The following is a 1398-nucleotide window of genomic DNA, read 5'->3' as shown; positions in this document are numbered from 1 at the left end:
AGCACCGCCTGCGCCGCCCGCGGCCGCCGCACCCGCACCAGCCGCGCCTGCTGCTGCGCCGTCACAGGCCGTGTTCAGCGTCGAGGAGCTGGACCAGATGCTCGCGCCGCTGGCGCTGTACCCGGACTCGCTGCTCGCGCAGGTGCTGATGGCAACCACCTATCCCGGCAACGTGGCCGATGCGGTGGCCTGGTCGAAAGCCCATCCCAAGGCGGTGGGCGACGACGCGGTGAAACAGGTCGCCGACCAGCCCTGGGACCCGAGCGTACAGTCACTGGTCGCCTTCCCGCTGGTACTGGCGACGCTGGGACAGGACCCGGTCTGGGTGCAACGCGTGGGCGACGCCTTCCTCGCCCAGCCCGAGGCGGTAATGGATTCCATCCAGCGCCTGCGCCGCCAGGCCCAGGCCGCCGGCAACCTGCAGTCGAACGAGCAGCAGACCGTCACCATCAAGCCGGCCGCCCAGCCCGCACCGGCGCAGCCCTCTTCCGGCGGCGACACGGTGGTGGTGCAACAGCCCGCACCGGCGCAGACCATCATCATCGAGCCCGCCGATCCGCAGGTGGTCTACGTGCCCAGCTACAACCCCACGCAGGTCTACGGCTCCTGGCCCTATCCCGCCAGCCCGCCGGTGTACTACCCGCCGCCGCCCGAGTACCCGGTGGCCACCGCGCTGGCCACCGGCCTGGCGTTCGGCGCCGGTGTCGCCATCGTCGGCTCGCTCTGGGGCGACTGCGACTGGGACGACCACGAGATCGATGTCGACGTGGAGCACCACAACAACTTCAACAGCAATCGCAACGTCAATACCAACCGCGAGTTCAACAGCAACCGCAACGTCAACGGCAACAGGACCAGGTGGCAGCACAACCCGACCTACCGCAACGGCGTGCCCTACCGCGACGCCGCCAGCCGCGAGCAGTACAACCGCCGACTGGCCGGTGGCGAGCAGCGTGAGGCCCTGCGCGGGTTCGACTCGGCGCGCACCCAGGAGCGCGCCAAGGCCAAGGAAAGCCTGACCCAGCGCGGCATCGCCCCACCCGCGGCGAACAACGAGCAGGCCCGCGAGCGCGCCCAGGCGGCGACCCGCGACCTGCGCGACAATCCGCAAGCCCAGCAGCGTCTGCAGCAAGGCAACCGCGACAACGCCCAGGCCCGTGAACGGGCGCAGGCCGCCACCCGCGAGCTCAACCGCACGCCGGACAACCGCCAGCGCGCCCAGAACCAGGTGCAGAACCGCAGCAACCAGGCGCAGCAACGGCCGCGGGCGCAGAATAACCAGCAGATCCGCGACCAGGCGCGCCAGCAGCACGCCCGCAGCCAGGCCCCGCGCAACAACGCCTTCGCCGGCGCCAACAACCCGAGACAATCCCGCGAGCTTGCCAACCGCGGCCAAGC

General features: G+C 70.8%; 1 protein-coding gene. It reads left to right on the top strand.

Translation table 11 applies throughout. The annotated features are described in order from the left end of the window. The coding region (locus ACCC94_RS29655) for a DUF3300 domain-containing protein (protein WP_413353163.1) at positions 1-1398 on the top strand (1398 nt) is incomplete at both ends.

The organism is Pseudomonas sp. Pseusp97 (assembly GCF_047304025.1).
GTDB lineage: Bacteria > Pseudomonadota > Gammaproteobacteria > Pseudomonadales > Pseudomonadaceae > Pseudomonas.
The sequence above is the reverse complement of the archived record's forward strand: the minus strand, read 5'-3'. Positions and strand labels throughout refer to the sequence as shown.